29 protein-coding genes are annotated in these 25390 nt (G+C 55.1%); 15 read left to right on the forward strand and 14 right to left on the reverse strand.

All coding sequences use genetic code 11. The features are described from left to right. Positions 1–116: 116 nt before the first annotated feature. The gene (locus tag OK438_00315; protein MDA4123878.1) at positions 117–1001 is read right to left on the reverse strand and encodes an isoaspartyl peptidase/L-asparaginase; all 885 of its coding nucleotides are present in this window, start codon (positions 999–1001) and stop codon (positions 117–119) included. Between the two features lie 94 nt (positions 1002–1095). Here OK438_00315 and OK438_00320 point away from each other — a divergent pair, with 94 nt between their 5' ends. The 5 genes from OK438_00320 (at position 1096) to OK438_00340 (ending at position 3812) form a co-directional block, all read left to right on the forward strand. Beyond that, positions 1096–1314 carry a hypothetical protein gene (locus tag OK438_00320; GenBank protein ID MDA4123879.1) on the forward strand — a complete coding sequence of 73 codons (219 nt, stop codon included), beginning with the start codon at positions 1096–1098 and terminating at the stop codon, positions 1312–1314. After that, positions 1311–1688 carry a type II toxin-antitoxin system VapC family toxin gene (locus tag OK438_00325; GenBank protein MDA4123880.1) on the forward strand — a complete coding sequence of 126 codons (378 nt, stop codon included), beginning with the start codon at positions 1311–1313 and terminating at the stop codon, positions 1686–1688. Before OK438_00320 ends, OK438_00325 begins: the two co-directional genes overlap by 4 nt. Beyond that, the gene (locus OK438_00330; GenBank protein MDA4123881.1) at positions 1685–2059 is read left to right on the forward strand and encodes a PadR family transcriptional regulator; all 375 of its coding nucleotides are present in this window, start codon (positions 1685–1687) and stop codon (positions 2057–2059) included. The genes OK438_00325 and OK438_00330 overlap by 4 nt, the downstream gene beginning before the upstream one ends. A gap of 51 nt (positions 2060–2110) precedes the next feature. After that, entirely contained in the window at positions 2111–3454 is a 1344-nt protein-coding gene (locus tag OK438_00335) for a cytosine permease (protein ID MDA4123882.1), read from the forward strand. A gap of 91 nt (positions 3455–3545) precedes the next feature. Further along, positions 3546–3812, forward strand: coding sequence for a hypothetical protein (locus OK438_00340; GenBank protein MDA4123883.1), 267 nt, complete (start codon positions 3546–3548; stop codon positions 3810–3812). Here the strand turns inward: OK438_00340 and OK438_00345 are convergent. Continuing rightward, positions 3809–4117 carry a hypothetical protein gene (locus OK438_00345; protein MDA4123884.1) on the reverse strand — a complete coding sequence of 103 codons (309 nt, stop codon included), beginning with the start codon at positions 4115–4117 and terminating at the stop codon, positions 3809–3811. The genes OK438_00340 and OK438_00345 overlap by 4 nt on opposite strands. Before the next feature lie 150 nt (positions 4118–4267). Between OK438_00345 and OK438_00350 the strand changes: the two genes are divergently transcribed. Continuing rightward, on the forward strand, positions 4268–5392 hold the full coding sequence (locus OK438_00350) for a glycosyltransferase 87 family protein (GenBank protein ID MDA4123885.1): 1125 nt from the start codon (positions 4268–4270) through the stop codon (positions 5390–5392). 58 nt (positions 5393–5450) lie between these two features. On the opposite strand, the gene OK438_00355 is transcribed toward OK438_00350, so the two are convergent. Continuing rightward, positions 5451–7370: a glycosyltransferase family 39 protein gene (locus OK438_00355; GenBank protein ID MDA4123886.1), complete on the reverse strand. Its 1920-nt coding sequence runs from the start codon at positions 7368–7370 to the stop codon at positions 5451–5453. Positions 7371–7494: 124 nt separating this feature from the next. Then, entirely contained in the window at positions 7495–7893 is a 399-nt protein-coding gene (locus tag OK438_00360; protein ID MDA4123887.1) for a hypothetical protein, read from the reverse strand. A gap of 185 nt (positions 7894–8078) precedes the next feature. Between OK438_00360 and OK438_00365 the strand changes: the two genes are divergently transcribed. Continuing rightward, on the forward strand, positions 8079–8423 hold the full coding sequence (locus OK438_00365) for a winged helix-turn-helix domain-containing protein (protein ID MDA4123888.1): 345 nt from the start codon (positions 8079–8081) through the stop codon (positions 8421–8423). 152 nt (positions 8424–8575) lie between these two features. Next, the gene (locus OK438_00370; GenBank protein MDA4123889.1) at positions 8576–9331 is read left to right on the forward strand and encodes a hypothetical protein; all 756 of its coding nucleotides are present in this window, start codon (positions 8576–8578) and stop codon (positions 9329–9331) included. 4 nt (positions 9332–9335) lie between these two features. Here the strand turns inward: OK438_00370 and OK438_00375 are convergent, their stop codons facing one another. From OK438_00375 to OK438_00390, 4 genes are read right to left on the reverse strand one after another with little or no spacing between them, the layout of a single operon-like run. Next, positions 9336–10730: a hypothetical protein gene (locus OK438_00375; protein MDA4123890.1), complete on the reverse strand. Its 1395-nt coding sequence runs from the start codon at positions 10728–10730 to the stop codon at positions 9336–9338. A 2-nt stretch (positions 10731–10732) separates the two neighbouring features. Next, positions 10733–11758: a polyprenyl synthetase family protein gene (locus tag OK438_00380; protein ID MDA4123891.1), complete on the reverse strand. Its 1026-nt coding sequence runs from the start codon at positions 11756–11758 to the stop codon at positions 10733–10735. Continuing rightward, positions 11745–12605, reverse strand: a complete 861-nt coding sequence (locus OK438_00385; protein MDA4123892.1) for a UbiA family prenyltransferase — start codon at positions 12603–12605, stop codon at positions 11745–11747. Before OK438_00385 ends, OK438_00380 begins: the two co-directional genes overlap by 14 nt. Further along, complete coding sequence (locus OK438_00390) at positions 12602–13696, reverse strand: hypothetical protein (protein MDA4123893.1); 1095 nt, start codon at positions 13694–13696, stop codon at positions 12602–12604. Before OK438_00390 ends, OK438_00385 begins: the two co-directional genes overlap by 4 nt. Positions 13697–13872: 176 nt before the next feature. Between OK438_00390 and OK438_00395 the strand changes: the two genes are divergently transcribed. The 4 genes from OK438_00395 (at position 13873) to OK438_00410 (ending at position 18004) form a co-directional block, all read left to right on the forward strand. After that, positions 13873–14571 carry an AAA family ATPase gene (locus OK438_00395; protein MDA4123894.1) on the forward strand — a complete coding sequence of 233 codons (699 nt, stop codon included), beginning with the start codon at positions 13873–13875 and terminating at the stop codon, positions 14569–14571. Between the two features lie 72 nt (positions 14572–14643). Then, the gene (locus tag OK438_00400; GenBank protein MDA4123895.1) at positions 14644–15690 is read left to right on the forward strand and encodes a hypothetical protein; all 1047 of its coding nucleotides are present in this window, start codon (positions 14644–14646) and stop codon (positions 15688–15690) included. A 150-nt stretch (positions 15691–15840) separates the two neighbouring features. Continuing rightward, a complete protein-coding gene (locus tag OK438_00405) occupies positions 15841–16062 on the forward strand; it encodes a hypothetical protein (GenBank protein ID MDA4123896.1) in 222 nt (73 codons plus the stop codon). 100 nt (positions 16063–16162) lie between these two features. Further along, complete coding sequence (locus OK438_00410) at positions 16163–18004, forward strand: hypothetical protein (protein MDA4123897.1); 1842 nt, start codon at positions 16163–16165, stop codon at positions 18002–18004. 65 nt (positions 18005–18069) lie between these two features. On the opposite strand, the gene OK438_00415 is transcribed toward OK438_00410, so the two are convergent. The 3 genes from OK438_00415 to OK438_00425 all read right to left on the reverse strand — a co-directional run bounded on the left by OK438_00415 (position 18070) and on the right by OK438_00425 (position 20416). Next, on the reverse strand, positions 18070–18285 hold the full coding sequence (locus OK438_00415) for a hypothetical protein (protein MDA4123898.1): 216 nt from the start codon (positions 18283–18285) through the stop codon (positions 18070–18072). Positions 18286–18448: 163 nt separating this feature from the next. Continuing rightward, complete coding sequence (locus OK438_00420) at positions 18449–19009, reverse strand: hypothetical protein (GenBank protein MDA4123899.1); 561 nt, start codon at positions 19007–19009, stop codon at positions 18449–18451. A gap of 1173 nt (positions 19010–20182) precedes the next feature. Continuing rightward, positions 20183–20416 carry a hypothetical protein gene (locus tag OK438_00425; GenBank protein ID MDA4123900.1) on the reverse strand — a complete coding sequence of 78 codons (234 nt, stop codon included), beginning with the start codon at positions 20414–20416 and terminating at the stop codon, positions 20183–20185. Between the two features lie 184 nt (positions 20417–20600). Here OK438_00425 and OK438_00430 point away from each other — a divergent pair, with 184 nt between their 5' ends. Both OK438_00430 and OK438_00435 read left to right on the forward strand, forming a co-directional pair. Continuing rightward, on the forward strand, positions 20601–21500 hold the full coding sequence (locus OK438_00430; GenBank protein MDA4123901.1) for a hypothetical protein: 900 nt from the start codon (positions 20601–20603) through the stop codon (positions 21498–21500). Between the two features lie 283 nt (positions 21501–21783). Next, the gene (locus OK438_00435) at positions 21784–21981 is read left to right on the forward strand and encodes a hypothetical protein (GenBank protein ID MDA4123902.1); all 198 of its coding nucleotides are present in this window, start codon (positions 21784–21786) and stop codon (positions 21979–21981) included. An 814-nt stretch (positions 21982–22795) separates the two neighbouring features. Here OK438_00435 and OK438_00440 read toward each other — a convergent pair. The 3 genes from OK438_00440 to OK438_00450 all read right to left on the reverse strand — a co-directional run bounded on the left by OK438_00440 (position 22796) and on the right by OK438_00450 (position 24749). Next, the gene (locus tag OK438_00440; GenBank protein MDA4123903.1) at positions 22796–23413 is read right to left on the reverse strand and encodes a hypothetical protein; all 618 of its coding nucleotides are present in this window, start codon (positions 23411–23413) and stop codon (positions 22796–22798) included. Positions 23414–23959: 546 nt separating this feature from the next. After that, positions 23960–24340: a hypothetical protein gene (locus tag OK438_00445; protein ID MDA4123904.1), complete on the reverse strand. Its 381-nt coding sequence runs from the start codon at positions 24338–24340 to the stop codon at positions 23960–23962. A 232-nt stretch (positions 24341–24572) separates the two neighbouring features. After that, entirely contained in the window at positions 24573–24749 is a 177-nt protein-coding gene (locus tag OK438_00450; protein MDA4123905.1) for a hypothetical protein, read from the reverse strand. A gap of 433 nt (positions 24750–25182) precedes the next feature. Between OK438_00450 and OK438_00455 the strand changes: the two genes are divergently transcribed. Further along, the gene (locus OK438_00455) at positions 25183–25338 is read left to right on the forward strand and encodes a hypothetical protein (protein MDA4123906.1); all 156 of its coding nucleotides are present in this window, start codon (positions 25183–25185) and stop codon (positions 25336–25338) included. Positions 25339–25390: the final 52 nt, after the last annotated feature.

A 25390-nucleotide genomic window follows, 5' to 3' on the forward strand; every position in this document is an offset into this window, starting at 1 on the left:
CCAGCATTCCCGTGGTCTTCACAGGGGTGCGACGGTGACCTTCGTTATTTAACCGATGGTCACTTGGTCAGGTTCATCTGCCGATTGCAGCTCGGCAGGGGTCACCCGTTGTTGTCCTAACACACCACAACAGGCTTTCCTCGTCCAGGGTCGTACCACGCACGGCCCATCGCCTCGGTGTTCCAAGACGCTCCCACGCGACCCTTCGGATCGACTGTGATTATCCCGGCCGTTCCCTTTCCTGCAGACCTCGTCATCAGACTGATCGAACGTCTCGCGGCGACCCGTGCGTCCACCTTGCGCATCAACTCGCAGGCCCTCAGGCAGAGCGCGTTTCTGATTATCTCCTCCCCTGTCCCGGTCGCGCAGGCCGCGCCTGCTTTGACGTCTGCGTAGATCCCCGCGCCGATGATGGCCGAGTCTCCGACCCTCCCGGGAAGCTTCAGCCACATGCCCCCGGTGCTGACGGCCGCCGAGGGGACCCCCGCGCTGTCCAGGGCCACGGCCCCTACCGTGTTTCCTTGCTGCAGGCGGCGCCAAAGCTCCAGCTTCTTCGTCCCGTCGGGCGTGCTTCTCAGAAGTCTGAACCTTTTCAAGGTCTTGGCAAGGGGGACGAGTTCCTCTACTTCAAGCCCCGCTGCCCTGGCGTATGACGAGCACCTCTCGCCCGCTAACAGAACGTGAGGGGTGTTCTCGGAGACCCATCTTGCCAACGAGACCGGGTTGTGGGTACAAGTAACCAATCCTACACCCGCCCCCCTCCGCCTCCTCGCGGTCATGACGGCCGCATCAAGCTCAGCCTCGCCCGCGGCATTGAGGCAGGCCCCCCTGCCGGCGTTGAAGGCTCCTGAATCCTCCATGTACCTGACAGCGGCCTCGACACCGTCCAGCGAAGACCCCTTCTTCATCGCCGACATTCCTTCTTCCACGGCACGCTGAAGCTCGTGGAATCTCTTGTCACCCTGGACGTACTTGCCACTCCCGGCACCGCCATGGACGATTATTGCAGGGATTACTTCCGGTTCACCCTGGCTGAGGTGAATCGTGCCCTTCCAAAAGCGTTATTAAGACTGGTTGTATTACACCTTGTAGGACATGCCAACGGTCAGCGTTCGGATTTCTGAGGAGGAAAAGAGGAGGCTGTTGAAGGACGGCACCCTCTCGGATACAATTCGGAATGCTGTGAAGCTCTACCTGGACAGAAAGGAATCGGATAAGCTTCTCGCGAAGCTCGAGGAGCTGCAGCGTGCGAGCCCCGTTAGGACTTCCTCATCAGAAATCGTTAGGATGATAAGAGAGGACCGGGCGCGTTGATCATTGCGGACAGTAGCTATGTTTCAGAAGGGATTCTGGTCGACAGGGGCCTGCTTGGACATGAGCAAATCCTTACTGCAGACTTGGCCGTATTCGAGACTGCCAACGCGATATGGAAGCACCAGGTCCTTCTGCATGAGATCGATGACGGTATCCCATTTCTCTCGGTTCTTTTTGGCCTGTTGAGGACGAACTCGGTAATCGCAATCAAGCCTGACGAGCAACTCATGAAGGTTGCGTACCAACTCGCTTCGCGGCACAACGCTCCAGTCTACGATATGGTCTTCGTCGCTCTCGCACTGGGCACAGGCCTCGAATTGAAGTCCTTCGACGATTCGCAGATGGCGATAATGAAGAGCGAATCCAACCGATGATAAGCGCCCCCAAGGGAGTCCTCCGCCTGGCTGCGCTCAAAATGCTCTCTGATTCCTCGCTTTCTGGCACCGACCTTGCTCAGCAGATCAGGAGAGTCAGCGACGGTGAATGGAAGCCCGGACCAGGTTCCATCTACCTGATACTGGGAGAGCTTCTCAAGAAGGGTCTGATTACTGAGCTCCCGAAACGCGAAGGAAACGTCCGCCGTTACATTGTCTCCGGCAAGGGGAAGATGGAGCTCGCAAGGCTGACGAAGGAAGCAAGCGCCGAGGTCCAAAAACAGCTCAGGCTCCTCGCAGTGTACTCCTCCCTCGCAGGGGAACCGGAGCTTCAGAAGCGCGTCCGTTCCTTCGCCGACTCCCTTTCCTGACATGCCAGTCGCCAAAGCCTAAGAATACCCGATAGGCGACTCAAACCTGCCTTGTCTGACAAGCCGGTCGCGGTCGAGAAGGTCGGAATCGAGCACGTAACGGAGGAGCAGCGCCACGGTTCTCCCGGGCGGAACTTCACCCTCTGGTTCGCCGCCAACCTCACCGTCGCAGACTACGTGATCGGGGTGCTGACAACGGCGGTCTTCCATCTGCCGCTTAGCCAGGCGATCCCTATCTTCCTGTTTGGCAACCTCCTCGGAGGCCTGTTTCTCGGTTTCGCCGCGGCCATGGGGCCGAGCCTTGGATTCCCACAGATGCTCTCGTCGCGGGCGTCGTTCGGTCGGTTCGGGAACTACCTGCCTGGGGGTCTGAACTGGGTCAGCACGGTGGGCTGGTTCACTGTGAACACGATCCTGGCCACCGAGGCGGTCCAGGTCCTTTACCCAGGCGCCAACTTCGCCGTGGTGGCGGTTCTGCTCGTGGTCGTCCAGGTCCTCATCGCCGTCTACGGTCACGACTTCATCCACCTCTTCGAGAAGGTCATGGCGGTCGTCCTCGGCCTCCTCTTCCTATGGCTGTTCTACCTGGCGACTCCAGACCTCGGGCCCGCGGCCTCGGTCGGTTCGCCGGCTGGCATCGGGGTCCTGGCTACGGTCTTCGCCATCGTCTTTTCATATCTGATGTCTTGGGCTCCCTACGCCTCCGACTACTCGAGGTACATCCCTTCGGGAGCGTCGAGGAGGAAGATCCTAGTCCTGGCCCTTGCGGGAGGAGCTGCTTCGTCCTTTGCCATCGAGGCGATAGGGGGAATCGTCGGGGTCCTCTCCCCACCCCACGCCCTTCCGAGCGGCGGGCTCAATTACTTCGGCGCCCTCAATTCGTTCGCTGGCTCGTCCGGGGCCCTGGCCATGCTGACGATAATCCTGGGGGCCCTGGCCGCGAACGCGCTCAACCTTTACACCAACGCCCTATCCGCGTTGGTGCTCGACGTCAAGGCCCGGCGCTGGGTGACAGTCGTAGCGGGCGGTGTGGTCGGCTTGGCCCTAACAATTGTATTCGGCTCCGACTTCGAACCCTTCTTCGAGAACTTCCTCCTCGCCCTCGCCTACTGGATCACGCCATGGCTCGGAGTCATCCTGGTCGACTTCTACCTCGCTAGGCGGACTTCGGTTGAAAGCACTCTCGGGGCGCCTCGAATCGACGGCCCCGCCCTCGGAGTCTACCTCGTTTCGCTCCTTGTATCGGTGCCATTCATGGTGCCCCTCCTGTCGTACTCCTTCCCGGTTGGCTCCCTCGCCTCAGTCTTCGGAGGGGCAGACTTGAGCTACTTCGTCTCGTTCGCCGTGGCCGTGGCCCTCACCTACGCTGTCCGGAGACGCTCCCTGCGTGTTTAAGCAAAGCTCACCCGCAGGGGGGTGTCAGTCGTTTCCTTCTCGCCCTGGAGCCATGCGCAGATTTTTATCCTAAGCCCGCGACGTGTCGACCGTGTCTACCGAGACCAAGTTCAAGGTGAATGTCTATCCTTCACCCAAGCCCAAGAAGGTCCCCAAGGTCGTCTCTGCGGAGCTCAAGGGAGGCGCGAGCCCCAAGGCAATCTCGAGGATGAAGAAAGAGAGCGTCGACTGTCCCGTCGTGAAAAAGGAGGTTGGCTTCCTCGTGTGCTTCGCCTGCCCGTCGTTCCTCAGGCGCGTTTCAGGGGTGGTCGACTGCGCGGGGGGTTCGGGCCCACCGGCTGACTGGCTGCTCGGCTAACCCTTGAGGAAGCCGATGGCCAGACCGACGATGAAAGTCAGCGAAGAGTAGGGCAAGTAGCCAGATAGCCGTTGTACATCGGATGTCAGCGCCCCGCCCGACTTTATCAGCGAAAGGAGGGGAGTAAGGATCTGGCCAGGGGCGACGACTCCCAGGAGGATTAGAACGATGACGAGTATCGCGAGCGCTATCCCGATCTTCAGAACGCTCTTGATTATCAGGCCGACTATGAATCCGAGGATGAGAGGGAGTATGGCTGCCACGAGGAAGGTGGTCGAAAGGTCAGGAGGTAGTATGCTCACCATTGGGTGAGAACCCCTTCGCATTTCCTTATGAACGTATCCATTTAGACGAAGGCCCCTTTCTAGTCTCCAAAAGGTCGAAGGACGTGACCCTTCGACGAAGGGCAGATCCCGCCAGAAACCGTTTAAAGCGCTGCGACATCCCGCCCGAATGTGCAAGGAAGAAAGAGCCTTTACTTTGCAGGCTCCTCTGTCCTGGCAGCAACTGTCTTAAGCATCTTTCTCCACTCTTCTCTTTCTTCGCCAAACCTCTACAGCGACATTGGGTCGTTTTGGGGCCGAGACTGGATTCGCGCCGGGCTTTTTCCCAATCTCTCCCAGAACACCTTCTTCGAGTACCCGCCCCTGGCAAGCTACTTCCTCTACTTCGCCAGGGCCGTCGGCGGGAGTTATGATGGTTACTACGCCGTCTTCAGTGTCCTGAGCCTTTGCACCGCCGTGGGAATCGGTTGGTCATCCTGGCGGCTTGCCAAGGCCTTGGGGAGGGAATTGAACCCAGTCTACTTCATACTTCCCAGCATGGTAGTCTACGGCCTCTACAGCTTCGACCTCTTCAACGCCTTCCTCATCGTACTGAGCCTCCAGTTCTTCGTGGAGGGCAAGAAGACTGCATCAGGTATCGCGCTCGCGCTGGCGGTCTCGACCAAACTGGTCGGAATACTTCTACTTCCTATCTTCCTGATGGGCATGAACGGCTCAAGGCGGAGGAGAAGGTACTTGCTCGTGGTCGCAATCGTCGTCCTCCTAACCTATGCTCCCTTCCTAATCCTCAACTTCGGGTATTTCTCTCAATTTCTGTCCTTCTTCCGGACCTGGGGCCTGGAGGACGCCTGGTATGTCTGGATATTCCAGAATCCCGCGACCTGGGGATACGCGAAGGCCTTCGGCCTCGGCCTCACCTGCCTCCTTCTCTTCTTTGTCTACACCCGGAGGCTCGAGGTGACCACGAAGTCATTTCTTGCACTCTCCGCGTATCTGGTGGGGACCTACCTCTACGCGCCACAGTTCAGCCTGATGCTGATTCCACTGGTCGCAGTATTGGACCTCAGGAATCCCGCGGTATTCTTCTGGGACGCTTTCAACGTGCTTATCATCCTGACGTGGTTCGGTGTCTCAAACCCGACGATGGCTGGCACTCTACCCCAGGCCGTCGCCCTGATTCGGACCGGGATGCTGGCAGTGATGATGGCAGCTTTGCTGAAATCCAACGGCGTATGGTTCCCCCCGCGCTTTCACCTCGGGGGAGGGAAAGTCGAAAAGCCGAGCGACCTTCTTTGACAATTCAAAGAGCCAGCCGGTTCCATTCCAGTCCAATAGGGCCCCTCCCCCGAGGGTTCTATCTTCCTAGGAGGGCTCTGACAAAGTTGGGCAGAAATGCCTTGTCCGGGAAATACACGAAGAAGAAGACGAAAGCCATGGCAAGATAGACTAGCGCAAGCTTCCGCGGGAACCATTCCCGGGTGAGGAGGAACCCCGCCCCGAGGGCGAGGGAGGGGATTGCGGGGACGATGTAGAATGGGTAAGTTACTCTCCCGAACGCAAAGAGGAAGATGTAGGGAATGTAGCTCCACAGGAACCAGGTCAGGGCTAGGGCCGCAGTCCCAAGTTCATCTGAGAAGCGCGCCCCAGGACTTGCAGAGAAGCCGAATTCTTCGAGGCTCGGTTGCAGTCCTCTGAACCTCTTCCAGAGCAGGAAGACGGCAATCGGTGCCCAGATGAAGAGGGCCCAAGTCACTATCAAGTTGGTGACCCCGTAGTATGCCAGACCCACGAAGGAGTAGGCTCCGCCCTGGCAGACACCGCCCACGGAATTGGGACAGACGCTGACGGAGGTGGCGTAGTAGGTCACCGGGTTGTAGTACAGTATCCAGTCCGTGGGAAGGATCGGAGCGCCGCCCGGATTATTGGCGAACTTACACCAATAGCCTGTGGTGGGCGAGCAGGCCAGCTGCTTCGCGATCAGTCCGGAGCCGTAGCTCAGCATGTACCTGAGCTGGTCCACAAAAGTCGGGACGGCCGGGCTCGCTAGAAGCGAGTCGTAGGTCTGCAGCCCGACCGAGAAGACGGCCACGAGGACCACCGCCATCTTGACAGCCGAGAGGTACCTTTGCCTCCTATTCCCGTCGCCGAAGAGAAGATGGTACGTGAGAAGGCCAAGGGCGAGGAATATGGCCGTCTCCTTCGAAAGTCCAGCAAGAGCCAACATGATCCCAGTCACCACATACCTGTCGAACTTCCAGAATCCGACCCTCCAGGTGTAGGTGAAGAATGCGAGGATGCCGAAGAAGGCCATGGGAACGTCAAGGAGTGCGGCACTAGATTGTGCAAAGAACATCACATCGAATGCGAAAAGAAGGGCCGCGAAATAAGCCAGGCGGCGGTTACCGGACACCTTCCAGGCGACCCCGAAGAGCAGGGGGATGCTGAAGCTTCCCAGGATCACGGGAAGAATCCTCCACCCGAAGGAGTTGTACTCGCCAAACAAAGCCATCCCGCCCGCTATCAGTGCGGCCGAAAGGTATGGGTGCTCCATGTGGCAATTTGACAACGACGTCGAACAGTGCTGGCCGACGAGGATCCCCTGGGCCTCAGGGACATAGTACGATTCGTCCATGATGCAGCCATAGGTCATCTTCGACGTGTCGTAGCACGTAAGGTACTCGTAGGAGACTGCAAGCATGTCGACAGGACCCTGCACCGCCCAAGATCCTGTAACTCCCTGGCCCGGCTCAAGTGGCAGAGCGTAGCTCGGTGCAGGACTAAGCCCAGAGGGAGGGAGCAAGACAGAGTCGACTGAAACGTCAACGGCGACAATCGCCGACCCTCCGGTTGCCTCCACGCGTATCGTCAACTGCTCCCCTGTCGCAGTCGAGTTCACGGTGACATGATCGTCTTGAAGGGCCGTGCCGACCGATCCTGAGAGAGTCACCGACTGTCCAGCCTGTGGAGCATCGATGACGTATAGGTGCGCGAGGAGCGTCCCCAGGGTCAGGATTGCAACGAAGGCCAGCGGCCTCCTCGCGCCTGGGTAGACCTGATAGGCGTGAAGTGCCCCGAAGATCAGACTGGATAGAGACAGAAGCACGAGAGATACGGTCAAGAGGAAGGCAGGGAATAGTAGCAGAGAGCTGCCTGTAGCCGCATGTGCCACCAACACACCGACGAGCAAGAAAAGGTCGCCGAACACGGTAGCGAGCAGTAGCCGAATAGACGACCAGGTGAACCTAGTGCTCCCCGGTCTGCCTCCTATACGCACCCAACGACGGACATCCACCTACTAGAAAAACTCTGATTCACTGCTTACGACGTAATCGGATTACCCTGGCCCTGTCAAAGAGCACGGCACCTTCCGGCTGCGTTTGAAGATACGATCTTTGAGGTTACCCGAACGCGCCGGTTCGGGGAACCAGGCCGAATCCCCGCACGAAGCCGAACGCGCTCTGCAGAGACGCATTCTTGACCGCGGAGACTTCATGCATTTCTATGCTCCTTTCCCAGAGCTGTTCCAGGATCTTCCGTTTCACGACCATCCACCCTATCTCCCCAAGGAGGCTGGTGAGCGCCCGCTCAAGCCTTGCTGGGTCCTGGCTCGCCTGTTCCAAGGTAAGGCTGGACTCTTTCGACATGTAAAACAGGACTGTCTTCTTCCCCTCTTCAGTGAAGACCGTCGTCAGCGCCTTGTCGAGTTTGAGACGAATACGTTCGAACTCGCTCGTCTGTTCTGCGCCCCCCCAAACGGACAGTTTTCTGCCTAGCAGGTTCACTTGGCTGAATTCCAAACTGCGCTTATTAGTAATTGTGGATTCCAGATACGAATTCACCTACTTAGTGAAGCGACAGCCTGAGGATCCGCTCGCAAGGCACGTTCCCTCGCGGTCGGCCTCAGCCAGACTCAGTTGTACTTGGAAAAATGGACGACTAATCTATAATGATTATATAGAACAGGGGGCACACTTAGCTCAAGATGTCAATTTCCGAGTCCTACGTCTCGGTTCAGGTCGACAACGCTGTGAGCAAGAAAGGCCCGGCGCGAAGGTCTGAACTGGAGATCAAGATGGACGTACTGCAAGTGGTCTCGAACGGAATCGACAGGCCGACCCAGATAATGTACAAGGCAAACCTTTCTTGGGTGGCCCTCCAATCGAATCTGAAGACTCTCGTCGCCGCGAGCTTCCTAAGGGAAGAGGACCTTGGGAGCAGGAAGAGGTACGAGCTCACGCAGAGAGGTTTCGACATATTGCGGTCGTTCCAAAAGGTCATCGAGACGATGGGTTCCTTCCAGCCTGTGCAGAAGCAGGTCTCGTTCTGAGTTATTCAGGCAATAGCCCTCGAGCCCGGCGGGTCTTCTGCCCTCCTCTTTCTGAATTCGCATAGAAACTTGTCCGCACGGTTCTCCTTCCAAAGACTTACTTACCCTCTCTTTCCGTTCAAGGCTCCGTGCAAGGTCACGAGAAGCACGTAATGGTTTTTCACTACGACCCCAAGAAGAAGTTCTTCCTCGTGTCCTTGGAGCTCGAGAACAGACCTGGCGCCCTCGGTAACCTCGCGAATCTTCTCGGCATACGCGGGATGAATATGCTCGAGGGGTTCTTCGGGGCAAATACGGCCGAATCAAACGGCACCGTAAGTTTCTTTCTTGAATCGGCGAATTCCCGACTTGACGAGAGGTGGTTGAAGGAGTTCATAGAATCCTCTGTCGGCGTTCAGGACGTTGAGGTCAAAGGAAGCGTGGAAGGGTTCCTCGCAGACTCTCTGAACTTCCCAGTCGTTTGGAACACTGGGGACCGTTCGATCGTCATGAGGATGGAATACGTCAGGAAGATTTTCGATGCGGTTAGGAAGGGGATCGGCGCGAGCGGGGACCAGGTAATCTACAACCAAGGCTTCGACTACGGAAAGGCCACTTGGGTGAACACATTCTCGGTATTTCGTCCTACGAGTGTTGCGGCACTCTCAGAAGTGCTCCAAATCTACTCGGCCGTAGGGTGGGGTCAAGTCGCGCTCCTTGAGTTGGATGTGAAGACTAGGCGCGCTAGGATTACAATGACGGACGGGTTTGAATGCACGGGGCTTGCCACAGGAAAGGCGGAGAGCTATTTCGTCAGAGGTCATATCGCGGGAGCTATGTCCGCTTATTTTGGCACAGATGTTAAAGCAAGTGAGACCAAGTGCCTATCCATGGGAGACAAGCACTGTGAGTTCGAGCTCTCGCCCTAGCCAACTAGCTTCCCTTCTGAACCCCCAACTGACCGTTGGTATATGCGAGGTGATTGCTGAAGAGGCTCTTTACGACGTTCACTTCTCTGTCAGAGTGAGCTCCTTGGGTCATCAGGAAGACTGATGTCACTTTGTTGTTGTTTATCATCTCGTTCGCCTGCTTCAGGAACTTGTAAGTCGTCTCTAGCCCGGAAGATAGCAAGAGATCTGTCACACTGTCGAAGATGACTGCGAGCTTGAGGTTCGGATTAGTAGTGATAGCCTTGTCGAGAACGTTTAGCAGGACGGATTGATCCGTGCTAGGGACCATCACTTCGTTCGGCTTCTCCCCTGGTTTCGGATACGACACCTTGCTCGTCATGGTAAAGAACCTGACGTTCCCCAATGGTGAGAGGGATGAGTATACCGGAGACCCTCGCGCCGTGAAAGCGAAGACCACATACTGCTCAGACGCAAGCTCGTTTGCGAAGTCCTTGATGCTTTCCTCGAACCTTACCGCAGGGTTCACTTCAAGCAGGAACTCCTTTCCAACTATTGCCTCGGGCTTGAACCCCAACCTGCCAGAGAAAGTCGCGCTAGGCTCGACGGCGCCTGTCGGCGCCACGGGCGGAAGGAAGAATGACGAGAGCAACGTCGCCCTCCTGAAAGTGGCGGCAGTCGCGGCAAAAGCCGCAGCTGCAAACAAGTATCCGACCGCACTCGCGTCTATTCCTGAATTTAGGAGGTAGCCGTTGAATACGAGCAGGTCCAGCCCGATTCCTGCCCACGCGATCGGCAAGATCGCGAATGCTCTCCGGACCTGCCTATCTGTCGATCTTGCGCGAGCAGCGAGGAGGAGAGTGGAAGGGTATGTGATGAATATCACCAGTATCCCGAGCAACATGTCGAGGTAGAGCGGATTGAACTGAGTGGCTATCACGTTCGTCCCGACGATATTGGGAATAGCTTCAGAGCCGAAGGGCCGGAAGGCGAGCAGGTACCCCTCCGCTATGGCGATGTAAACGACATAGATTCCCAAGAACGTCGCCTGCATCTGATGCCTGAACACTTCCTTCAGGATGTCAAGGAGGCCCCTGCCGTTCGGCCTGTAGTAGATTGCGAGGGCAATCAGAGTCAGTATCAGGACATCGACCAGGACGAATGTCGTGTTAGAGATTGTATAGACTCCCAGGAAGAACGAGGTTGCCCCTTGCGTTGGACTAGGTGCGGGAACGAAGTTCCGTGCCAGCTCGAAAGCAACGACGGCCATGTAAAAGATGTGGACCATCACCAGTAGGTTCCTGACCTGCAGGTACTCGGTTGTCTTCTGTCTCAGAACATATGTTGCCGAGGTGCCCGTAATCAGGAGAGTTACTATGTGAATGGTTGGGATTAGGAGGTCAGTTGGTTCCACAGTCATTACTACTTCCTCCTTGCCTCCAGCCAGAGGGTGACCTTCTCCAGGATATCTCTTGCAGGTCCTTCTGGGAGGGATTTCAGCTTCCCTCTCGCCAGTGCCGCATGCTTTCCACATAGCCCCGCCGCATATTCCACCGACCCAAGGTCGTCTAGGATCGCAAGCAACTCATCGACTTCGACGAAACCATAGAGACTCCTTACCATCATAGATCGAATCTGGTTCCTTCTCGTGGGGTCGGCGTGTCTCAATGCGTGTACGATCACTACATTGGCGGCGTTGTTCTGGAGGTCCTTCAGCATGGGCTTCCCCATTTCCTTGCTCGTCCCAGTCATATCGAGGATGTCGTCGACCATCTGGAAAGCGACCCCGAGGTTCCTCCCGAATTCGTACATCTCCTTCACTACCCTGGGCTTTCCTCCCCCCACCACCGCGCCGGACGCGGCCGCTGCGCCGAAGAGGGCTCCTGTCTTCAGGCCCGCGAGCTTGACATACTCTTCAATCGTTGGCTCCGCCTTCTTCGACAACTGCATCTCCAGGTACTCCCCTTCCGCGGCCTCTTTCGCTGACTTCGCTACATATCGGATCAATGTTGTCAGCTGTGATTTCGAAACGTCGGCATCTTCATACTCAGCCAACATCTCGAAGATGTTGAATATCATCATGTCCGACAAGAGGATGGCAGTAGTTACGCCATGGGCCGTGTGCGCGGTTGGCCTGTTGTGCCTTGTCGGAGAATTGTCGATGATATCATCCTGGGTGAGTGAAGCTGCGTGTGCGAGCTCGTACGCTACCGCGATTGGAACCGCTTCGGCGTAGGAACCTTTGATGGCATCGCAGGTCAGCAGAGTGATTGTGGGCCGGATTCTCTTGCCCCCGCCTTCTAGGAATCCGAAAGCGAGCTTGTCCAGCTTGCTGTCCTTTTCCTTCAGTTTCTTGAGCCCGGATTCAACCGCTTCCCGGTATGGCCGCAACATTCGTTCGACGTCCTTCTCGTCAGCGGAGTAATCCGACCTTTCATAGGTGGCCAAGGTATGTGACAACTCCCCAGAGGATGTACTCACCGTCCGCTGCGAAGTCCCTGACAGAATCCTGATGCCTCGATGACCTTCTGGCATACACCCTGTACAAGACCGAGTAGGGCACGAAGAGTAGGAGGACGCCCACGAATACGGGGAGCACCCCCACGACTAAGAGCGCTGCGAGGTAGACCCCAGAAGTCACGTCCAGCAAGTCCATTACCCTCCAGGATTTGTCGAGTCCCATGACACTTGGTAGGGTTCTGACCCCGACTGCACGGTCTGCTTCGACATCTCGCTGGTCGAAGAATACGGAATTGACCATAAGCCTAAGGAAGATGAACGGTGCCAAGGCGAGGATTGCCGTAGGGAGCTCAAGGTAATAGAGGCCGACCAGCAGGGGAATGAGCGCCCAACCGAATGATATTGTGATGTTCTTGATGAGGAGGCCCTCCTTGAGTCTAGACATCCCGAACATCTTCTTGGTCCTAGAGGAACCTACGCTGTAGGCTACTGCGAGGGCCAGGGGAACGAGTAGCCCCGTGAAGAATACGAGATTCCTGAGAAAGGCCAGGCCATACCCGACCAAGAAAGAGGCTACCGCTATAGCCACAAGCGCGCCACGCCTCCCCTCGAGGTGGGAAGTCCTTTCAGGATGCGACACCCTATCCTGCTCGAAGTCAGAGATTCTGTTGACCGTGTAGGCGCCGTAGGAGAACAGGTACGCCATCAGCAGTAGGTCTAGGGGAGGGGACTTGCCGAGCACCAGGGCAGCGGTCGCTGCAATGCTAGAAGTCCCTAGGGCTAGAAGGTGGCCCCCGTAAACCAATTCTGCATAGACCGCTGACCAGACTTTCAATCGTCCTTCCCCAGCGTGTCGATGGGATTCGCCTCCCCCTCGGTGTACAGCCTCCACCCCCTCTTTGGGTCGAACATTTCGTCGGGTATCGTCAGAGGCCTCGACTTGGATGTGTCCATCATCGTGACTTCGTATGCCTCTCCCACTCCCTGGAGATGGAGTTCGACCTGCTGGACGCAGGTCTGGAAGTCTGACATGGGAATGTCTACAATCGCGAGGTACGTCTTATCCTCGGTCCCGGCCTCGAGCCACGTGAAGGGTAGACTATTGCAGAACTTCCTCACCTTTGTCATCCCTTCCTCGTCTAGCTTCTTCGCAGAGATAACAGCCTGCATCACACCCCCGGGGTTACCCTCTTGGAATGGTTTGATCCACCTAATGTTGTTGCCGAGAATGTAACTGTTCTTCACCACGTGCTCTGAGTGGTGATATCGAACAGTCCTTGGGTTGACGTTGATCTCCTTCGCCGTCTTAGCGAGGGGCATCGTCGGGTCCTTCATCATCGCGCTCAGAATCTTAAGGTCAACGAAGTCAACATCAGACTCACGATTGACCGAGACGAACGATGGCCCTATCTCTGACATTGTCATCTCGAACCTGTTCCAGTCAACCTTCCAACTGCGTTCGTCGAAGTCGTAGTATTCGGGCCTGAAAGGGGGGAATCTCATCCAGTAGAGCTCCTTGTACTCGTAGTCGTCTATCAGACCGTCAGCCTTCGTTTGTTCGAGGCTGTCCTGGTACTTCTTCTTCAGTCTGTAAGGGACGGCCGTCAGGCAGAAGTACTTGTTTGAGCCCATGTTCTTGCCAGTAAAGACAAGGTAGCTCATCCTGTCCATCCAGGACTTGCCGGAATTCCTGTTGGGACGTACCTGCAGGTATCCTATGGAGAGCCCTAGCTGCCCATAATTGACATTCACCGTCGTCCCGAGCCCGAGCTTCGTCAGGTGACGGTTCACCTTGTAGCGTATGGTTTCCGCGTTGAGACCGGTGAGCCTGGAAAGCAGGGAGTAGTTCTGCACTCCAACCCGCTTGATGGTTTCCAGCAGTTTGTAGTCCTGGTTCCTCCTCTGAAGCTTGTCTACGGAACCCAATTACAAAAGAAGTTCGAAGAACTCTTAATAAAGAAATGTGGATTTGTGCTCTATTTCTCTCCTCCTGCATATAAGGCTCTTTGGCGCACATTTGAACTCAATACCCTTGCCAACCGACCAGCCTAAATGACAAAATGGTTATAGTGTAAGCCCGGCAGACCTAGGGTGGAGATCCATTGCCATCGAATTCAGATGTGCGAATCCCGACGGGTATCCCGGGCCTCGACGGGCTCATTCAGGGCGGGCTTCAGGCAGGCGATTTCGTCCTGCTCGTCGGAGGGATTGGCACTGGGAAGACGATTTTCTCGTCTGAATTTGCGTATCTGGGCGCGAAGGAACTAAAGCAACCTGCGGTATATGCTACCTTCGAAGAGGACATACTGAGCCTCAAGAGGAACATGCAAAAGTTCGGAATAGACTTTCAGGCACTCGAGGAGGAAAAGAAGCTAAGGCTTCTGGACCTGGAGGCACTAGAGGGCCGAGGGATGGGCTCGAACCTGGAGACAATACTCTCCGCGATCGACGAAGTCAAAGCCAAGAGGCTGGTGATCGACTCGCTCACTGCGTTCCTTAGCGGTGCCAGCGGCAAGTTCGACTACAGCTTCCTTATGCACCTGATTTACAAGACCTTGAAGCGCGAAGGGATAACCACAATCATGACAGTCAGCAAGTTCAACGTGCGGACTGAATACTCGCAAGGGTTAGAGGAGTTCGTCGCGGACGGTGTTTTTGAAATCGAGAACTATCTAGCAGACAATATGGAACTGAAGACCAGATTTATGGTCAAGAAACTTCGAGGAACCGAGCACTCCAGGAGATATCATACCGTGGTCTTCTCAACCAAAGGAATCGAGATACTTCCTTATACCGTCTAGCGCCCGCAGCAAGCAAGTTCTTGCACAAAAGGGACAAAACGGAGATAACCCCTCGAAGGCAAAGGAAGCCAAATGAAGTGGAAGTTGCTCGGTTCGCTTCTGGTTCTTCCGCTCCTTTTCGCGCCTGTCGCTTCCGCAAAGAGCTCTCAGCCTCTAACACTCACTATCACCGGGTCGATCGACTCTTCCGGGACGCAACACTATGTCGTTAACCAAGTTGGAGGATTCCTTTACGCCAGTGTGAAAGGGTCCATTCTCAACCCCTCGTCTGGAACAATCCACTACTCCCTTGTGGCAGACGTCAACGGACTCTCAGTAAAGGGGCAGGCCGAGGTCCACGTAAAGGGCGTGACGACAGGTGGCTCACCGGTCACTATGGATGGGAAGGTTTCGATATCGGGGATGATCCCAGCCGAAGCCTTCCCGTTTGGTTGCACTCCGCCTGGCTGTCTTTCGGCAATCCCGAGCGCCTTCCTCGGTTCGCTGAAGGGATCATTTTCGCTTAGTGGGTTATCGCAACATATCTCACTCCCCATATCGCTGGAGTCCCCCTTCCTCAATCCTTTCGGCCAGCCAGTCGTCGTCGCGACCGCGGATAATCCCAATTCAATTGTGGTTGTGACCGATTATGGTGTGGCGAAGGTCATCTACGCCCACGTCCAGTCTAGCAGCTTCACCGTTTCAGGGACGCTCGGCTCCGGCTCCTCCCCAGTTTCAGGAGGAAGTGCGCTCCTGAGCACATGGGCCTATGAGGATCTGTTCGCTGGAACGGAGAGGGAGGTAGGGACGATCGCCTTCACTGGTATGACACCAAGCGTATTGGACGCGTCAGGATTTTACTTAGGGAATTCGGCGATCCCGCCGGCCCCTACGTTTGACTGCACAGCTTACCTTCTAGGGATAGTTATCAATCTGAGCCCGTCGCTCCCGACCACCCTCCCGCCCCTGTGCACACTCACAGGCTTCCTCTCGTCGGGGTCTTTTGCGATGGTAGGCGACGACGTACACATCAAGGGGTCCTATGTCACAGTCTGGGACATCCCTGCAGTGACCTTCGGCGTATTCTTACTCCCGCCGTTCGGTGGGACAACCGTGACAGCCTCCGTTATGGGCAATTGAAGGCCCCACACACTCGGCGAAAACATCCATTCACTTCATCTTTCTCTTCGCTAGCTATTCTGCTTCGAGGCAGAAATCAATAATAGCTACATCCCCTTTTTCGGTCAACGCCGCAAATTGATATATTACTCGCGGCAAACAGTCGAAGACATGAACGCGAACGCGAACCCGGAGTCGTACGACTGCCGAATCTGTCACAAGGCCTTCGCGGACAAGACGACCCTTGTCGAACACCTCAGGACTGAACACGAAATCCTGGAGATTGCCTCCTACGCGGCCACGACAATGATGATTGAGCAGGACCGGGACAGGATAGCACGCGAATACTTCAGGCAGCTCGAGCAAATCAAGAAGGAAATTGCGAGCGGATAGTCACGAGTGCCTCAGGAGTAGAATTGTTAGACTATCTATCTGGATTTGCTATACTAACAATTGAAATACTAAAGTCGGGGAGTTTCAGGGGATTAGTGGTTTGAGCAAGGATACAAGGCTCGCAGTCGCAGCCCTTTCTATAATGCTCTTGGCTCAATTCCTGCCTGCTGGCCTCGCAGCCCCGGCAACAGTTCCGAGCGTGGCTACTGGCCTTGTTCTCACCATAACTCCTCCGAAGCTCCCGTCTGACGGAGGCACATATTCAGCCGTCGTAGTCTCACTTGCGGACTCCACCGGCAAGCCTTCTGTAGCAATCAACAATACCGAAGTCTTCCTTACTGCTGCGCCTGCGGGCATCGTCAGCGTCCCGGCTTCTGTGAACATAGGTGCAGGCAAGGAATACGTCATCGTCAACGTAACCACTACTGTGGTTCCCGGGGCTGCCGAAATAACGGCATCGTCTCATGGGCTGTCTTCTCCTTCTCCTGTCCTACTCACCACCTTAGGTCCTGCAGGTTATCCTTCGCGCCTGAAGGTCTTCGTCTCCCCTGGCCAATACCTTCCAAGGGCTGACGTCGGTACTCTTAGGGTTGAGCTGGTTGACGACGCCGGGGAGCCTTCCAAGGCAATCTCGGCCGTGACTGTATTGCTTACCTCATCCAATTCCAGCATAGCTGGCCTCTCTCAGACCTCGCTTACGATTCAAGCGGGCGACTTTTATGCAGATGGGGCATTCAGCACTGGCGGATCCCCAGGGTTCGCCGTCATCACGGCTGCCGCGAGTTCGACCGGCTTCACGTCGGGGTCTGCACTTGTTTCGGTCTCGAAGAACGAATTGTGTGTGGGAAGCTGCGGCCCCAGCAAGATTCAATTGAAAATGGTGGTACCAGGGTCACCGGGCATCCTACCGACTGACGGACGGACCTACGCGGTCCTCGAAGTCAGCCTTGCCGACTCGACGGGGGCCCCAGCGGTATCTCCATCTGCCTCCCTAGTCCAACTTTCATCCTCCAGGTCTGAGGTGGCGTCTACGCCTGATCTCGTGACCATCCCGCCGAACACGGTCTCTACTCTTGTCCCTGTCACGACAAGCTCGCTCGCCGGAATCGACAATGTTACCGCATTCGCGAGCGGCCTGTTCCCCGCCACCATCAGTATTCAGACAGTCATCCCTGCGCCCTCCAAGCTGCAGGTATTCGTGTCCCCCCCGGCGAGCACTTTCGCTTCGAACGGCAACTGGCCACTCCTGATCGTCCAGTTGCAGGATAGCGCTGGGAATCCGGCTAGGGCGAGGCAGAGCACCAACATCATCATAACATCCTCTAACAGCTCCCTGGTGAAGTCATTTCTGTCTCTCACCATACCTGCCAGGTCAGACTACGCTTACGCCCTCGTCAGGACAAACGGAGTGGGGATGAGCGTCATGACCGCTGTTTCGCCGGGGCTGAGCTCCTCAAACGCAAACCTCCAGACGGTGCCGAGTCCCCTGGTCGTCACACTCACTCCTCAGTTCCCGTCCTCGAGGCCCTACATCTACACGAACGAGTCAATGACCTTCGTGCTATCCGCCACGTTCCTGGGCAGGCCCTTGGCAGGAACCAACGTTACGTGGGTAACCCCAACAGGTACAGTCACTCCTGCCACCGGGCTGACAAGTTCTGGTGGAACCGCCTATTCGACTTTCAAGCCGGCCGGTTACGGGCAAGATAACGTGACTGCAAGCTCAAGCTCCCCGCAGACGGGGTCCTTCACAAAGACCTACCCGTTCACCGTCTTCCAGGTGCCGCAAAAGGCACCCCTCACCTGGGTGCAGGTCCTGCTGTTGTACTGGTACTTCATCGCAGCCGCGGTGGCAATCGCAATAATCGCCGTCTTCTACCTCTTCAGGATGAGGAGGAAGAAGCAAAGGGCAGAAATAGAAGCTGGGTTCGAAGTAGTCTAATCCGATCAAAAGGACGAACTCAACCGCACGCCCTGCAGATGCTCTTAGCAGGATTCTTGACTACTTCACAAAGGATGCTGCCGAAGTGAGGACCTCTTGTTGATCCTCCCCATCACGAAGTTCGACCCAAGTTCGCCCGACAAGAAGGAAAGGGCGATCCGGAATTCGTTTGGTCGTCTTACGACATCTTTGACGGTCACGCTGTATCTGCTTGAAAACTCCTTGAGCAGGACCTGCTTCCCGGAACTACCGAATATAGTCTCGAGCTCAGCTTCTACCACAATAACGGCTTTGTCTTCTTGGCTTTAAACGAAGATTGAAGGAAATTCTCCGATTTCGTGTCGGATTTCCTGCGACATCATCTGACATTATTCCTGCTTTCTGCTAACAAGACGTGTGAAGAGTCCATCTGGATTGCCGAAGTTTCCGTCCGTGGTCGCTGCTCTACCCTGAGAGGACAGACCTTTGGGCCCTGAGGGCTAGCCTCGAGGGAAGGATAGACGCCATGATCCTCGAGGCCCCTACTGCCGTGGTGAGGACCAAGAGGGCACTGGGGGTGATTCCGGCCCACCCTCCGACGAGCACCAGAATCGAGCATGATAAAAGACTCGACACGAAAGTCGGAGCAAGGTCAGTCAGGAGCAGGCCATAGGCAAATATCACGAGTGCAGCGACCCATCCTAAATACGCAACACTAACCAAGTTTCCTGCTGCTGAGAAAGCAAGGTAAGAGAGAGCGAGACCTACACCTGCGGGTCTCAGGTACCTTCCGATCAGGGTTCCGGCTACGATGCCCGCCCCGATCCCCAACCACGCGACGTCTGCGTTCAAGCTGATGGCTAGAGTCTCGCCCAAGACCGCTCCAACTAGTGCAGAAACAGCGATTGATACCTGTTTGAGGAACCTCTTCCCTGTTACAAGGAGCAAGATGCTGATTTGGACCAGGCCGACCGCAAGGCCATAACTGAATATCTCCGGTAGAGACTGGAAGATCAAGGGTCCCATGATGGTGCAGAAACCTCCTTCGAAATATAAGCCGATGGAATCGGGAATCCATACTTGGTGTCGATTTACCCTGTTCGATGCTCCCCCGGACGGGTTGTTGGGCTACCCTTTGGTTGCGACAGCAGAAAGCTAGGGTACTACACCCTGAGAGACCCGCTCACTGCAGAAGCTCGCGCTCCGCATAGCGGTCCTCGTGTGCTTCGCACACAAGTGCGAGGTATCGGCTCCGAATGATATGAGCCAGAATGCGATCTCGTAGCAACCCTGAATTTCACACCTGTTTCCGGTAACGACTCGTTGGAGCCCGGTCTGCTGAACTCTGCTCTGCATGGCGGTGCATTAGTCTTGAGGATACTTGATGTTTTTCGAATTTTCCGTAAGAGACGTCCGTCACCTCTGTGGAAAAAACATCGACTTGCGGTACTGTTCGATGAACCTCCTTCAATGATGCTCCAAACGAAGGGGGTTGCGAGTCTCACACTTCCCAAGTGAGAACAAACCTCCTGTTGGATATGGATTTTGAATTCACAACCGCTTTTTAGGTGCCTTGCGCCTCCTAAAATGTCATTGATTGAAATTGAAGTCTTTCGCCTCCAAGGCGAAACGGTCTGCCCCCGCTGTATGTCTGGAAACGTAGACGACAAGTTCGGTTACATGGGTGAGTATGGGTGCAGACACTGCCATCTCTTCTGGAGAACGAACTAGAAAGCACTAGTTGCCTGTTCTTATGCAGAAGTCTTCGGTTGTGACTTCGCACCTCGTGCCTCGAACCACATGTGTCAGGGATTGCAATCCCCTGCTCCTCAAGATCGGATGAAGGGAAGGATTCGGCCAGCTTCGACCCATTTAGAGCCAGCAAGCCGTGGCAATCCTAGGAAGCTCGAGGAAACACCCAAGTTCCGCCATGGTCGGTATAGCGACCGACTAGGGGTCTCGATTTCGCATAGTTCAAGGTGTCAACGGTCTATCCAATTGGCGAATAATGCTGATTTCTTGTTCAGCGAAGCGACAATCTGGATTGGAGATTCACAACGCTTATTTTTGTCTCAGGTTCAAATGGATTCAAGATGGAAGTCGAAGAGGCAATCGTCACTGCGTTGCTGGCCGTGGGTATGGTTGTCCTTGCGGCAGCCACGATAATGATCTTCTTCTAGAATACAGAAGAAGAAGCCACTACACTGGTCCTGAAACCATGAGGACGGGGTTGAGTATCCCCGGAGTCGACTCAGCTGCGATCTGACCGCTCCAATTAACCAAGTTGCAAGCCACTTCGAAGCAGAAGACGACCGCCACGATGGACGAGAATGCCTTGATGAGAGACTTCATGTCCGGAGATAGGCGCCTCACCCATTCTTTCCCCAGCTCGAGGCCGCTGTTCTCCTGGTCCATCGTCAGGGATATTGCCAACAAATTACTCTCAGAGTATGTCAAATGTGATAACGGTTCTACGGCCCGAGAATGGACTACCCCTGAACTTCCCTCTCCTATCTCGTCGTCCTTCCCCTGGAGATACGTATCATGAATCAAGGTTCTAGCTTGGCAACCTTTATCATCAAAAATCCGCCAAACAGTGAACGTGGACCTAGCTTCGTTGGTAACAGAACTTCAGTTCCGGGGGCTAGACCAGTCAAAGGTTGATTCAGCATTGAGATGCCTCGTCCACGTCTACGTTGTGCAAGATGTTACTGCTTCTGAAGCTGGAGGTGTGATTGTCCAGGACGTGATCAGCACCTACCCGCTGGATGTCGTCCAGGCGGCCTCGGACCTCTTCCTGGAGAGGCTCAAGACCCTTGGTGTGGAAGTATACAGGGTCAAATGGGGCTACGAAGACGCTGCCCGGACGATGGAGAAACAGCTGTGGGATAACACGTCGCTCAGATGGGAGGAGTTCGTGACTGGAATGGATGACAGATATCTAGGCTTCGTCCTGCCCGCATCCTACGAGAACGCCCGTGTAGTGGACAGTTGGAAGACCAGGAAGGACCTGAAGTGGCTTTCTGTTGAGCTTCCGGCGCACGGTTGGAATGTACTAAGAATGGTTGACGATATCGTCGCAGTGGCCTGGAAGCTCGACCTCGCTTTCGGATTCCGACCCTTTGGACCAAACGGAGCCGAAGGCCAACGGATTCTGGTGCACAAGAAGGCGTTTCAGCGCCTGAAAGAAGAGGGGGCTATCCCTCCGGAGGAGTTGAGAATCGGTATCAACCTCTGGAAGTTCTTCTCCGAGTACCGGCAAGAGGAATCTGACTTCGTTACCCTGATGAAGGATTGCGGGCTGACGATAGAGGAAGTGAAGCGTCAAATTGCGTCCTTCGCTCTTAAAGGATTGACTTCTGAGTTCAGGGAGGGGCAGTATCCCCCTTTCCTTGTCAACGAGAAGGCGAAGAAAGAGTACCAACAGGCTGTTAGAATGCTCCTGACTCCGATGGATTCTTGGCTAACGAGGCTGGACGTCCCGGCGATTCCCGAGATCCAAGAAGTGCGAGCGTAGCCCCGTCTGGGCTAAGCCTCAGGCTAGCCTTCCTCCCCTATCAGGAGTGATCACAGGCACACATAAACTCCAAAACGTCAACAAGAGTTCCTAGTCTTAGCCCGATTTGCCTATCTGAGCAGCATCATCTCAGACATGAGGCTTCTCTCAAATGGAACCCGAGCATCATTTCACAGCCCTAGCAGGTACTCTGGGAGTCCTGAGCGGAATCCTGGATTAACAGTCCGCTATGATATGGATTAGGCAAAAAGCGGTATATCCGCTCGTTCTGCATTTGGGGACTATGAGCGAAGACCCACAGACGACCCAGACGAAGTACGTTTACAAGCTCAGTCTCCCCGCTAGAAGCGAGAGGGTTGAGACCGTAGCCGCCGTATCGGAGGCGGACATTCGTGCTTTCGTGTCGGAGATTCTGGGAGTGCAGAACCCCTGGCAGAACAAGAAAGCACCGGGAAAGGACAGAACTACAATAGGCCGCTAGGCTCCGTCTCGGGCAACGCAGAAGGTTGCGTGCGTCCGTAGTCCATAGCTGTCTTTGTGCCAGAATGGAGATCCTCAGAGGGAGGCTGGCTGTTCAGTGTATCCTGCCATCGGGTTCGCGCGAAATTGACCAATTCGGCAGTAATTGAAGACAAAGCACGTTATTCCACAGCGAAGAGACGCATGAACCATGAGCGGAGTAAGAGGGAAGCCAAAGTTCGACCTTGATGGATCACGCCCATTCAAATGGAAGGGCAGGTTCATTATCCAGATGCCGAGCCATCTCGTCAAGTACGGGAAGCACGCCAGAACTGGCGGGGCCTGAAGGCCCAGTCGCTGGTCGCGACTTCCATCCCATCCCGGACAGATTCGGTACCTTGGATTGAGAAGTTGGCGACAAGGGCAGCCCTGACCGAAGCGTGACGCAAACCGGCCCGGCAAGACCCATATAGTTCCGAGCTTGTTCAGTTCATACCGACTTGGTGTTGTGCGACCCTTTCGAGGAGGTCTACAACAAACACATCAGCCCTTCGAAGACTTACAGCCGGAAACGCCGAATAGTCCCCAAAGTGCCATTATGACGAGGTTGATAGGTTGACTGCGTATCGAGGCAGGCGCAAATGCGGGGACGGCGGTAATTTTTTGGAGCAAGACCTATCTCGACAGGCACGTTTGAGTGATGTCATCTCGCCTGCGGTTCTGATTAGATGACAGTGAGAACAGGGGGTGGATAGATTCTTTCAGGATTACTCACAAGACGAAAGGCAGGGCTTTGTCTCTAGGATGAAGTATTTGCAAAGTTAGCTCGACGGTTCTCAGTAGGTTGCCTCTTTCAGCCTGGTCACAGTTTCTCGGGCGTAGACGATCCTTCCACAGTACTCGCACTCTGCAGATCCACCTGTCTTGGGGACATCAATCTGACTACCGCAAGAATGGCACATAAGCTTCCCAACCACGATTCCCGCCCCCTGCAGGATATTCATGAGTCTAGGGAAGTCGAGTCCGACTACGGCCACTTCCTTTTCCAACAAGGTGCGGAGTTCCGCCTTTCTTGTGGACACGGCCTCATTAATCATTCGGGGGGCATTCTCGAGTCCTTCGTTGTCGGTTGACTCAATCTCGATGGACCCCCTTCCTCTCTCAATAATGCGGAGGGGCCCGTAGTCGGCTCTCGTGGCTAGCAGAACGTCTTCCAGGTTCACCTGCATCAGTACGCCAGGAAGGCCGGGAGACATGCCCTGCTGATTGACGCAGAGGATTCTCTCGTTGGTCAAGATCAGTATGTCCTTGTGCGTCGGCTCCCTCCCCAATGACCCGAGTATGTGGGCTTCAGTGACCCAGAATATCGGTTTCTCCCCTTCCCGCCAGGTTACCGTGTCCCCCCAAGGGGTCTTCGCGCCGAAGGTGCTCTGATAGTGGAAGGTTTCTGACATCCCAGACGAGGATGTCTCGTATCAAGGTGATATAAATCTGGACTCCAAATCTAGTTCGGGCTAGGCAGTCCAGTGAGATTCAAGCTTGAGCCAAACCAAGTATCCTTCATTCGACCTCAGGGGGGTCGACAGTATTAGGCAGCTAGGCCGTAATTGGCCTGCTGAGCTACACAACCAAGTCTAAGAAAATGAACCCGAGTGCCTTTGTGCAGCGGTGGACCCAAAAGATAGGAAACCGACATGGGGTTTGGCAATTTGGTCGCGGAGCGGTTCTGGCTCGTCCTCGCCCTTTCCTTGGGAGGAATTATGCTTTTCATCGCCTTTCCGGCTCTCGCGGTCTTGGCTGTAATTGCCATCGTTGCGGTCTTCCTCGTTACCAACAGCCCGAGAAGCAAATAACGAATCAAGGTCCAGCCATGCCCCGAGGTCCTTCATCGACGCCGACATGGAAATTGCTGATCCAGACTCGCTAAGGAAAGCGAAATCCGGCGACGGCGATACGGCGTCCCTGTGAATTGTCTCCCATGAACTCCCCGAGGCAGCGATCTAGTCGGGGATGTTGACTACTTGTTCTGGACGGCTTATGACGCCAATGCGGTCTATGTTGAAGAAGGAGTCGATGTCCGCCGGTCCTAGGATTGTAATCCCGTAGTCGTCTGCCAGCTTCGCTACCTCCTTCCTAGGTCTGCCGCGCAGACTTATGATGAATGTCAGGACCTCGGTGTCAAGTCTTTTCATGTAGGTCCTTAGCACCTCTTCTTCGCTCACATCGCTGTAGAAGTCAAAGCCGTACTGGAACTTTCCATCAGTTGCGAGGAACGAGAACTTCTGGTAAACGCCAGACTTCCCCTGGAAGAAGGGGGGCTTGACCGTCTTCCATCCGGCCTTGCCCGCGTGTATTTCCAGCACGAGGCTCTCGAAGTACATCAGCAGTTGGACTGCGAATGAAGTAGTTAAGCGATAGGCAGTTTTCTTCCTTTGAATGGACGGCTTTCTTGGTAAAATGGCAGTCCGAAGAATCGCAAATCCATATTGGCCACGGGTTGAAGATAGGACTGTCATCCCATAGATGAGTCAAGAGCGCTCCTCAAGAGAGACCTAAGGCTCCTCGTTGGAGCGGAAGGGTAAGACCGAAGAAGAACTTCCCTCTCATGTAGAACTATGCGATTGCGGAGAGGAGGACATAATCCGCGTATTTGTGAAGGACTTCCTCGCGAGTGAGGTGTCTTGCCCCGAGGGTGCCCTGGGTAAAGTGCCTTCTGTAGTCTCCGTAGTTGGTATCACCCGGATTCATGCACTCTTTCAGCCAGCATTCAGTGAAGTCCTGCTGAAGCATCTCAACCTCCTCAGTTAGGCTGGGTATTGGCCAGGGAGGTTGGTTTGATGCCTGCCGGTCGCTAATATTGAACCGGCGTTGCTTCCCATCCTTCCAAAGGCTAGTTGCATGGTTCCTTCCGCAGAGGTAGGAAAGCTCCTCCTGAAGGTAATAGACCCGGGTGCAGGTAGGACAATAGTAGAGCTTCAAGAGCAATATCTCGAGATTTGATCTAAGGTTGCGGTATGCTTGGTGTCGGGAACCCAACTTTGCCTTAGAGATGAGAAATGAACTGACAATCTCAGCCTATCTCCATAGAAGGCGGAATTGACCTCTTAAGTCTTAGAGGCAGGCTGGTCCGTCACAAAGGGTGAGCTTCTCCCCCTTTGGTAAAGATTACGACACCCCACTCATCCTCAAACGATATAAGCCTAGTTTCTGAATATGGATTTACATGACTGAAGAGCAAGAGCAGCTGCAACCGAAGCGATACACCTACAAACTTAGATTGGAACATCGAGGGCCCAAGAAGGACGAGGAGAGCGAGTTCTCGCCAGAGGAACTCCAAGCATACATCTCCGAAATACTTAGGTCAAAGACCGAAAACTAGGCGAAGCGTCTTCGTAGGGCCGTAGATCTGCCTCCTCCACCCACTCGTGCCC

The sequence above is a fragment of the Nitrososphaerota archaeon genome, from assembly GCA_027887005.1.
GTDB lineage: Archaea > Thermoproteota > Nitrososphaeria > Nitrososphaerales > Gagatemarchaeaceae > UBA183.